This window comes from Bradyrhizobium sp. U531 (assembly GCF_051710265.1).
GTDB lineage: Bacteria > Pseudomonadota > Alphaproteobacteria > Rhizobiales > Xanthobacteraceae > Bradyrhizobium.
Genome location: NZ_JASVEN010000001.1, coordinates 741,092 through 750,417, shown reverse-complemented (window position 1 = coordinate 750,417; position 9,326 = coordinate 741,092). Strand labels below are relative to the sequence as shown.

General features: G+C 65.3%; 9 protein-coding genes. 3 read left to right on the top strand and 6 right to left on the bottom strand.

The features are described 5' to 3' along the window. Positions 1–5: 5 nt before the first annotated feature. On the bottom strand, positions 6–341 hold the full coding sequence (locus tag QRQ56_RS03790; RefSeq protein ID WP_438737693.1) for a phasin family protein: 336 nt from the start codon (positions 339–341) through the stop codon (positions 6–8). 397 nt (positions 342–738) lie between these two features. Between QRQ56_RS03790 and QRQ56_RS03785 the strand changes: the two genes are divergently transcribed. After that, the gene (locus QRQ56_RS03785; protein WP_438737692.1) at positions 739–2,577 is read left to right on the top strand and encodes a serine hydrolase; all 1,839 of its coding nucleotides are present in this window, start codon (positions 739–741) and stop codon (positions 2,575–2,577) included. 237 nt (positions 2,578–2,814) lie between these two features. Here the strand turns inward: QRQ56_RS03785 and QRQ56_RS03780 are convergent, their stop codons facing one another. Beyond that, positions 2,815–3,543 carry a DnaJ domain-containing protein gene (locus QRQ56_RS03780; protein ID WP_438737691.1) on the bottom strand — a complete coding sequence of 243 codons (729 nt, stop codon included), beginning with the start codon at positions 3,541–3,543 and terminating at the stop codon, positions 2,815–2,817. Between the two features lie 181 nt (positions 3,544–3,724). On the opposite strand from QRQ56_RS03780, the gene tehA reads away from it, so the two are divergent. Then, positions 3,725–4,714 (top strand): dicarboxylate transporter/tellurite-resistance protein TehA, encoded by a 990-nt coding sequence (tehA, locus tag QRQ56_RS03775; protein WP_438737690.1) that lies wholly within the window; start codon positions 3,725–3,727, stop codon positions 4,712–4,714. Positions 4,715–4,718: 4 nt separating this feature from the next. Here the strand turns inward: tehA and QRQ56_RS03770 are convergent, their stop codons facing one another. From QRQ56_RS03770 to QRQ56_RS03760, 3 genes are all read right to left on the bottom strand, one after another. Further along, on the bottom strand, positions 4,719–5,468 hold the full coding sequence (locus tag QRQ56_RS03770; RefSeq protein WP_438737689.1) for a VWA domain-containing protein: 750 nt from the start codon (positions 5,466–5,468) through the stop codon (positions 4,719–4,721). Positions 5,469–5,602: 134 nt separating this feature from the next. After that, positions 5,603–6,463 carry an alpha/beta fold hydrolase gene (locus QRQ56_RS03765; RefSeq protein ID WP_438737688.1) on the bottom strand — a complete coding sequence of 287 codons (861 nt, stop codon included), beginning with the start codon at positions 6,461–6,463 and terminating at the stop codon, positions 5,603–5,605. Positions 6,464–6,805: 342 nt separating this feature from the next. Beyond that, positions 6,806–7,729 carry a division plane positioning ATPase MipZ gene (locus QRQ56_RS03760; RefSeq protein WP_438737687.1) on the bottom strand — a complete coding sequence of 308 codons (924 nt, stop codon included), beginning with the start codon at positions 7,727–7,729 and terminating at the stop codon, positions 6,806–6,808. Between the two features lie 285 nt (positions 7,730–8,014). On the opposite strand from QRQ56_RS03760, the gene panC reads away from it, so the two are divergent. Further along, positions 8,015–8,866, top strand: a complete 852-nt coding sequence (gene panC / locus QRQ56_RS03755; RefSeq protein ID WP_438737686.1) for a pantoate--beta-alanine ligase — start codon at positions 8,015–8,017, stop codon at positions 8,864–8,866. On the opposite strand, the gene QRQ56_RS03750 is transcribed toward panC, so the two are convergent. After that, on the bottom strand, positions 8,863–9,303 hold the full coding sequence (locus tag QRQ56_RS03750; RefSeq protein ID WP_438737685.1) for a DUF1489 family protein: 441 nt from the start codon (positions 9,301–9,303) through the stop codon (positions 8,863–8,865). The two genes, panC and QRQ56_RS03750, sit on opposite strands and share 4 nt — an antisense overlap. Positions 9,304–9,326 lie beyond the last annotated feature (23 nt).

Below are 9,326 nucleotides of genomic sequence, written 5' to 3'. Positions count from 1 at the left end.
AGAGATTACTGAGCCGGGGTGAACTTCGACACGATGGTCTCGACCGGCTTGAACGCCTGCTTGGCGAGGTCGCCGTAAAGGCCGGCAATCTTCTGCGATTCCGCAACGAAGGTCTCGTAGGCGGAGCGGGCGAAATCGGTCTGCGCTTCCATGGCCTTGTCCAGCGACTTCACGCCGGAGAGCTTCTCGACGAAGGACTTGGTGTCTTCGAACGACTTCTTCGTGTAGTCGCCATACGCGCTGGCGATCGCCTGGAGGCCGTGCTGCACCGAGGTCGCGGAGGCGACGTACTGCTCGAAGTGCTCTTTCCCGTAGCTCTGAAAGTCTTCAACCTTGAACATTTCGGAATCCCTTTTCCTGGCTCTCGTCGGAAGCCCCGGCTCCCTGACTATGCCCACAATTAGTGCAACGCACAAAAAAGTCAAGAATCTTGTGCGACGCACAAAAGACGTCGTAAAAGGACGCAAATCGCGGTGATTCCCGGGGTTTCCCGCAAGGGTTCCTTAAGCTTTTGGAAACCCCGGCCCCCTACCCTGATTCCCTGGACGTGTTCAGCTTCCGCAGACGGTCAAAAGCCGTTTGAGAACATAACCTTAGCCAGAATAGCGGCTCAGGCCCAACGTCTCCCGCAGCGAACACAAGCGGAGGGACAGCCTGAGCAGGTAATGATCCCGGGTCCATTGGGCACAATTTCGCCTCACGAGCCGGTGATCAGTTGAGAAACGGGGACGGGGTTCCATGCTTCGTAAAAGCTTGTCTTCCTCGCGCTTGGCGCGGGTTGGCGTTTTCGGGCTTCTGACGGTCACCACCGCGGTCATCTTCACCACCGATGCCGCCGAGGCGCGGCGCCATCGTCGCCATTACGCGCACCACCGCGTGCAGCGTGATGTGTCCGACAGCTCCAGCCCGAAATTCGCGTCCATCATCGTCGATGGCAATTCGGGCGCGGTGCTTCAGTCGAACGCTCCCGACGGCATCCGCCACCCCGCCTCGCTCACCAAGATCATGACGCTCTATCTTCTGTTCGAGCGCCTCGAGTCCGGCAAGATGAAGCTCGACACCGAGATGCCGGTGTCCCAGCACGCTGCCGATCAGGATCCGACCAAGCTGAACCTGCGTGCCGGCCAGACCATTCGCGTCGAGGACGCGATCAAGGGTCTCGTCACCCGCTCCGCCAACGACGCCGCCGTCGTGATCGCCGAAGCGATCGCCGGCGACGAGGACGATTTCGCCCAGATGATGACGCGCAAGGCGCGCTCGCTCGGCATGTCCAGGACGGTGTATCGCAACGCCAACGGCCTTCCAAACGACGAGCAGGTCACGACCGCGCGCGACCAGGCCACCCTCGGCCGCGCCATCCAGGAGCGCTTCCCGCGCTACTATCGCTATTTCGCGACCTCGACGTTCAACTGGCGCGGCCAGTCGATCCGCAACCACAATCACCTGCTCGGCAGCGTGGAAGGCGTGGACGGCATCAAGACCGGTTATACCCGCGCCTCCGGCTTCAACCTCGTGAGCTCGATGCGCCGCGGCAACCGCCACCTGATCGGCGTCGTGCTCGGCGGCCGCAGCGGCGGCTCGCGCGATGCCATCATGCGCAACCTGCTCGCGGAAAATCTCGAGAAGGGCGCGACCACGCACACCGTCGCCGCCGTCACCGAGCGCAACGGCGCCGACGCCAATGTCGAGGTCGCCGACGCATCGGATACCCCGGCCCGGCCCGCGGCGCCGGTTCAGGCCGCTGCCCCCGCCCCCGAACCCGCCCCGTCGCGTCTCGCTGCCCGCCTGTCGACGCTGGCTGCGGCCACCGCCGCGGTGCCGCCGGCCCCGGTCAAGCCGGAAGCCAGCAGGCCCGAAGTTCGGCCGATGGAGTCCAAGATCGAGCCGGCGCCGCTCACCAATGGCGTGATCTCGAGCCAGCCGCTCTCGATCATTCCCGGCTCGTCCGAGCCGATGAAGCCGGTTCGGGTCAAGACGGTTCAGGTCAAGGCCGGCGCCGTGAGGGTCGCCTCCGCCGCTCCCGCGCAGGTCGCCCCGCCCGTCACCAACGCCATTCCGTCCCGTTCCGAGGTCGCGGAAACCTCCGGCGCCGTCGTCGCCCGGGCTGATCTCATCAACAAGCCCGAGATCGCCAGCCAGCCGGACGCGCCCAGGGCCGAGATGGCCCGCGCCGAGCTGCCGCGGCAGCCCGCGGGCTTCGGCACCGGCAACGGCATCCTCGGCGTGCTGCCGGCCGCGACCGCCGCCGCGCCCGCCCCGGCTGCGCCGAAGCTTGCCTCCGCCGATCCGACCCCGATCCAGATGAGCGCCACGACCAGGCCGACCGTCACCCACAGCGGCTGGATCGTCCAGGTCGGCGCGCTCGAGAGCGAGAACGAAGCCCAGCAGCGCATCGACGCCGCGCGCAGCTCGGCCCGTGGCCTGCTCAGCAAGGCCGATCCGTTCACCGAGGTCGTCGCCAAGGACAATCGCAAGCTCTACCGCGCCCGTTTCGCCGGCCTCGAGCGCGACCAGGCCGAAGCGGTCTGCCGCACCCTGAAGCGCGCCGAGATCTCCTGCATCACCGTCCGCAACTGATCTCCTTCCCCGTCTCAAGCGAAATGCCCGCGCCTTGCGCGGGCATTTTCGTTTTGGGGATGTGGCGAAGCGGGCACAGTCACGACAAGGCTGTTCCGCGACAACCTCTCGTCAAGAATTTACGGTTAAAACTTTGCTCAAGGGATCGACCACGCCGGAAATGGCGGGCATCGGGGCGACGGCAAACAGAGCAAGCGGAGCTCACGCGGTACGGGCGTTTGTAGCGTGGTGCCGGAGTTAGCCGTTATGCGTACGAAGCAGAGTATCCTTGGCCTCGTTTACCCGGGCAGCGAGATAGTTCGAGCCCCCCTGGTCGGGATGGAGTTTCTTCATCAGGGACTTGTGCGCCCGGCTGATGTCGTCACGCCCCGCTCCCGGCTGCAGGCCAAGGATCTGATAGGCCTCCTCCGCCGTCATTTTGCTGCTCGCCGCCGTGCGGCGCTGCCCCCCTGCCGCGTCGCCCTGCGCGTTTTGACGCCAAGCGGGAAACCGGCGGTCCAGATAGCTTTCAAGTAAGGCCACGCTCTCGGCGTCGAACGTCGGGACCATCGCCAGCAAGCTCGGAAGATCGAATTCGCCGAGATCGCGCCCGGCGTGAGGCCCGGCGACGATCTGCCCGCCGAGCTGGCCGGAATCGTGATCGAGCCGCATATCCAGACATTGCGAACGCACGCGCGAGGTCTGCCCCGACGCGGGCGCCGCACCTTTGCCGCCGAACAGCCCGCCGATATTGCCCAAGCCGGCGTTGGCCAGCGGCGTCCAGCCCAGCAGCCCGGCCCCGAAAAACCCGAGCGGGATCGCCACCATTAACTCGCCGCGCAAGCCGGTGAAGGCTGCGACCGCCAGCGCCAGCACCCCGCCGCCGAACCTGATGGCGCGCGCCAGCACCGCCGGATTGGCGGCGCGGAACATCTGGAGCAGCAGGTAAAGCGTGATAACAGCGATGGCGCCGGCAATCAGGGTCATGGCCGGAATATAGGCGCCCTCTTGTCAAAAAGCATGGCGTCCTTTCCGTGCATCCCCGATTGAAGGGTGACACGAGAATTGTGTTTGCCGATAAGCGACCGGCCCGATCATTCCAGCACGCGCCGCGGTCATTGAAGCCGCTTCGGCAGCATCGGAGTGTGGTCAGGGTTCGGAGGAGACCATGAGCAACGGATTCAAGCCGCCGATCGTGCCGGCCGCCTTCTTCGGCATCGTGCTCGGGCTTGCAGGTCTGGGCAACGCCTGGCGCGCCGCGCACCAGGTCTGGCATCTGCCGGCGATCGTCGGCGAGACCTTGCTCGCGCTCGCGGCGCTCGTCTGGGCCTTGCTGCTCGTCCTCTTCATCCTGCGCTGGATTTTCGCACGCACGGAATCGCTCGGCGAAGCCCACCACCCCGTGCAGTGCTGCTTCATCGGGCTCGCCGGCGTCTCCACCATGCTGATCGCGATTGCCGCGGAGCCCCATTCGCATCTCGCCGCCATCGTGCTGTTCGGCGCCGGTGCTGCCTTCACGCTGGGTTTTGCGCTGTGGCGGACTGGCCTGTTGTGGCGCGGCGACCGTGATCACACCGCGACGACGCCGGTCCTGTACTTGCCAACCGTTGCCGGCGGCTTCGTCACCGCTGCGGTCTCCGCCGCGCTCGGCTATCCCGATTGGGGCCAGCTCGCCTTCGGTGTCGCGCTGTTCTCCTGGCTTGCGATCGAATCCGTTCTGCTGCACCGGCTCTACACTGCCGCGACGCTTCCGGTCGCGCTGCGGCCGACGCTCGGCATCCAGCTTGCACCGCCCACGGTGGGCGCGGTCGCCTATCTCGCCATCAATGGCGGTTTGCCCGATATGGTCGCGCACATCATGGTCGGTTACGGCCTGATGATGGCGTTGCTGCTGCTGCGCCTGCTGCCCTGGATCATGGAGCAGCCGTTCTCGGTGTCCTATTGGAGCTTCACGTTCGGCGCCACCGCGCTTGCGATTGCACCGATCCGCATGGCCGGACACGGCGACACCGGTGCGATCGCGCAGATCGCGCCATGGCTGTTTGCCGCCGCCAACATCGTCGTCGGGTTGATCGTGCTCGGCACGCTGCGCCTGATCCTGCAAGGGCGCCTGCTGCCGGTCGCAGCGCCACAGCCAACGCAAGCTGCGCCGGCCTGATCCCTCACTTCATCTGGCCGATCAACGTTGCCGCGCCGTTCATGCTTCCAGCCAGCTTGAGCAGCGCCTCGCGGCCGCCGGCGGCATAGGCTGCGGCCGCCCGCAGCAGCTCGCGCAACTGCGCCGCCGCGCCCGGATCGAACCGGCACCAGGCTCCGCCGGTCAACCGCGCGATCTCGCGAAAGGCCTGCTCGGCGACGGCGTCATGACCTTCCTGGAACACGAACACGGGCACCTTGAGCATGCCGAGCTCGCCGGCCTTGGCGCAGAGCTCGTCGACCTTCTCCTCCATGGCATCGCCGACGAACACGACGGCCCGCACGCCGGATGCGACCGCTTCGCGCCGCGCCTCCGTCAGCACCTTGCCGATCTGGGTATCGCCGCCGCGGCAATCGATCTTGCTCATCAGCGTCGCGAGCCTGGCGCTGTCGGAGATCCACCCCGTCGCGCGGCATTCGTTGAAGCCGCGATAATAGACCAGCCTGATGTCGAGGCTGCCGAGCGACGCGGTCTCGCGAAACATGTCGGCCTGCAGCGCGCAGGCCATGTCCCAGGTCGGCTGACGGCTCATCGTCGCATCCAGCGCGAAGATCAGCCGCCCCTTCGCGCCCGGCGCATGCGGTGACAGCGACCGCGCCTTGGCGACGAAGGCGGCGATGTCGTCCGCGGTCGATGTTCCCGCCTGTGGCACGGTGCCGCCGGCCTGCGCCGTAACGGCGTCGCCGCCACGCGTCTTGATGGGTTCGCTCGGCATCCTCTGCCCCTTGCGTGAGCGGCTAATGTGGTCAGCGCAGGCAGCCCGGTCAATGTGCAAAGCCCCCGCCGGCGGAAGCTGGCGAGGGCTTTGGAATTCAGGACAGGCGGCTGTTGGGCGTTAGCTCTTAGACGTCAGCTCTTGGCAGGCGCCATCAGCGCAACCGGGCCAGGCTCCAGGATGTTGGGCGGCGAGGATTGCGTGTCGACCGGCGCGATCTCGCTGTCGGTTGCGCTCAGGAATTTATCGAGCATGCCCTGGATCGAGTTCTTGGCGGCATCCGGACCGGTATCGCGCATGTCGTTATGCTGGAATTCGGTCTTCACGACCTGAATGCCCGCCTTCTCGCACTCCTCGTCGGTCGGGAGCACGCCGGCATCGGTCTTGAACTGCGGATCCTGCGAGCGGAACGACAGGATCTTGAACTTGCCGGCAGTGACGAAGGGCACGCGCAGATTGTCCAGCGTGACAACCTTCTTGACCTCATCCGGATACTGCTTGGCGAAGTACATGGTGATGTCGCCGCCCATGGAATGGCCGACCATCGTCACCTTCTCGTAATCGGCGTTGGGCTGAACCCTCTTCATCTCCTGCATCGCGAGATGGATGTTGGCGACGCCGCGCAGAATCTGCGGCAGGCGGCCGACATAAAGTTCGCCCGGCTTGGTGACCATCGGAGGATCGGTCGGCAGATCATGCTGCGGGCTCACGACCATGTAGCCGCGCGCCGCGAAGATGTTGGCGAGGAAGCCGTACTCGGTGTTCTTGACGGTATTGCCGTGGTTGATCACGGCGACCGGCAGCGTGATCATGCCGGCATTGGCCTGCATTTCCTTGTCGCGGCGTACCGCGATCTGGACGGGCACGGGACGATTGTCGCGCGAGGCGTCGTAGAAGGTAATGGTCTCGTGCTTGATCGCCCACTTGCTCGCCGTGAAATAAGCGATGCCGCAGAGGGCACTGACCGAAACCAGAACGGCAATTCCACGCTTCATTTTCGTCCTCAGCCTCAGGCTCTTGCGGCCTGAATCCCTGTTGAAAATCGTGTTCTTCCGGGGCTCTTCGTCCCCTGGTCGCCTATTCGCTAATATATGTCACAGGCGCGTGACAGGAAGGCCAAATATTGTGAACCGGCAGCCCTTTCATTGTGCGTCGCACACGTTTTCTGGGCATCCTGTACTTCGGTAGCGACGTCAGGCTGCATGTCACCATCCGACGCAACCGATCTCGATTGGGTTCAATTTCTCGGTAAACGCAGGATGAAAACGGCCGAAAGCGCCCGGCGTTCCCGTGGGAACCCAGCGCTTTGATCGATCGGAAGTAGCGATATACCGCCTTTAGGCGCCTAGGATGTCGTGGACTTCGAGCGGCTTGTCGACCTGGTTGAACCACTCGGCCCGGTTGGCGGCGCGGCGACGGCCGCGCTCGTCGAGCGGCAGCTTGAGCTGGCGGAGCAGGCTCGTCACCTCCTCCCGCGCGGTGAGATGGCCGAGATTGGGCCGCATGCCGAGCGTGGCCTCGTCGATCTCGTCGAGGGCGGTCAGGCCGCGCGGGAAGAATTCGCGATAGACGACGCGTTCGGCGAAGCCGTCGACGTAGCGGAAGCCGAGCCGCAGCGACAGATCCTTCAGCCCCTCGGCGACCAGCTGCTTGTTGCGGGAGCCGAGCATCGACAGGCGGTTGCGCACGACGATCCAGTCGGTCGAGGAGCCGTCGAGCTGGCGGCGCTTGCGGCGAACGTCGCGCACCATCTCGGCATAATGGCTCTCGCCCGTCACCGCGTAGCTGGCGGGATCGACGGTGCCGAGCACATCGAAGTCGAGGAAGCTGTCGTTGATCGGCGTGACCAGCGTGTCGGCCATCGAGTGCGCGAGCCGCATCAGGTAGCTGTCGGTGCCGGGCGTGTCGATCACGATGAAGTCGAAGCTGCTCTCGACCGCCGAGACCGCCTCCATGAACTGCTGGAACTCGGAATTCTCGTTCTCGGCGATCTGCATGGTCTCGCCGAGCTTGATGCAGCGATGCACCGGCAGCTCGAGGTCGAGCTTGGTGCGGCGGGCCCAGGCGGAACGGTTGTTGATGTAGTGGGTGAAGCTCTGCTGGCGGCAGTCGAGGTCGATGGTGGCGACGCGCTGGCCGGCCTTCAGGAGCGCGACCGCGATGTGCAGAGCGGTGGTCGACTTGCCGGAGCCGCCCTTCTCGTTGCCGAGCACGACCACATGCGCCGCGCCGGATTGGCCTTGGCTAGCCTGCACAAGCATGGCGATCCTCAACACCCCTGATGAATATCTTCGAGTTGGCCGCGTCTGCGGTCAAGTGAAATGCGTGACAGGAAATGCAAATCGTACTGCGCCGTTCTTCATCATGAATCGCGGCACCAATCTTCGTCTGTGATCCAGCCCACAATGTCGCGATGTCGTGCGCGACGCTGCGCGGGATGCTGTGCCGCATCCGGATGCATGGCGTCCACGCCCGCCGCTTGTTAAGGTTAGTCGCCCCGGGCGACGGATCACGCCGCGCCAAATCCCCAACCCTGTCGAGTCCCGATGTCTTCAAGTCCCCTGATCGCCCGCACGGTCCCGGCCCTGCGCCGCGCCGTCGACAATCTCCGCAAGCGAAAGGCCACGGTCGCGCTGGTCCCGACCATGGGGGCCCTCCATGACGGGCATGTGTCTCTCGTCCGCCTCGCCAAGCGACGCGCCAGCCGTGTCGTCGTCTCGATCTTCGTCAACCCGACCCAATTCGCCCCGACCGAGGACTTTGGCGCCTATCCGCGCACCTGGAAGGCCGACATCGCCAAGCTTGCGGCCGAGGACGTCGACATCGTCTGGCATCCCGACGTCAAGGCCATGTATCCGGACGGCTTCGCCACCCGCATCGTGCCGGAGGGACCGGCGCTCGCCGGCCTCGAGGATCGCTTCCGCCCGCATTTCTTCGGCGGCGTCGCCACCGTCGTCGGCAAGCTGTTCACGCAATGCCGGCCGGACTTTGCGATCTTTGGCGAAAAGGACTTTCAGCAATTGCGGGTGGTGACGCGGATGGCGCGCGATCTCGACCTCGGCGTCAAGGTGATCGGCTCGCGCACCGTGCGCGAACGCGACGGGCTCGCGATGTCCTCGCGCAACGTCTACCTCTCGGCCGAGGAGCGTCAGACCGCCACCGTCCTCTACCGCGCCATGAAGGACAGCGCCGGACGCATCCGCTCGGGAGAAGCCATCGCACCGGCGATGGCGCGCGGCGCGGCGACGATCAAGGCAGCCGGTTTTGCGCTCGACTATTTCGAGGCCCGCCACGCCGAGACGCTTGCGGAGGTCACCTCACGCAAGGACGGCCCGCTGCGGATCCTGGTCGCGGCCAAGCTCGGCAACACCCGGCTGATCGACAACATCGCGGTTTAGAGCAGCCCGAGATCGCGCAATTCGCGCCGCATCGGCTCCGGCATCGCCGCGATCGAGCCGGCGGCGGACTTGCCGAGATCGGGCGGCACGGAATCATCGGCGAGATAGCGCCAGCCCTGGAACGGGCGCATCGGCCGCGGCGACACCGAGATCACCTTCGGCTGCATCACGATGCGGCAGCGCCCGATACCGTCCTTGTCGCGGAACGGCTCGATGCCGATGATCTTTTCCCGCGCGGCGACCTCGCCCTTGATCACCCAATAGAGCGACCCGCCCGCGAGGATCTCGGCATCGCGCTTGGGCACCATGCGGGTGATGTGGATGTGGTGTTGCGGCAGACCCTTCTTCTTGGCGGTCTGCATCCGTTCGGCGACCCAACCCTTCAATTCCTTGACGGAGTCGCAGCCGACGGCGAGCTTGATCAAATGGAGGGGCATGGCCCAGCATTAGCCGGGCAGCA

Coding starts and splice junctions, on each gene's coding strand:
- QRQ56_RS03790 (WP_438737693.1), bottom strand. CDS start 341: ATGTTCAAGGTTGAAGACTTTCAGAGCTACGGGAAAGAGCACTTCGAG.
- QRQ56_RS03785 (WP_438737692.1), top strand. CDS start 739: ATGCTTCGTAAAAGCTTGTCTTCCTCGCGCTTGGCGCGGGTTGGCGTT.
- QRQ56_RS03780 (WP_438737691.1), bottom strand. CDS start 3,543: ATGACCCTGATTGCCGGCGCCATCGCTGTTATCACGCTTTACCTGCTG.
- tehA (WP_438737690.1), top strand. CDS start 3,725: ATGAGCAACGGATTCAAGCCGCCGATCGTGCCGGCCGCCTTCTTCGGC.
- QRQ56_RS03770 (WP_438737689.1), bottom strand. CDS start 5,468: ATGCCGAGCGAACCCATCAAGACGCGTGGCGGCGACGCCGTTACGGCG.
- QRQ56_RS03765 (WP_438737688.1), bottom strand. CDS start 6,463: ATGAAGCGTGGAATTGCCGTTCTGGTTTCGGTCAGTGCCCTCTGCGGC.
- QRQ56_RS03760 (WP_438737687.1), bottom strand. CDS start 7,729: ATGCTTGTGCAGGCTAGCCAAGGCCAATCCGGCGCGGCGCATGTGGTC.
- panC (WP_438737686.1), top strand. CDS start 8,015: ATGTCTTCAAGTCCCCTGATCGCCCGCACGGTCCCGGCCCTGCGCCGC.
- QRQ56_RS03750 (WP_438737685.1), bottom strand. CDS start 9,303: ATGCCCCTCCATTTGATCAAGCTCGCCGTCGGCTGCGACTCCGTCAAG.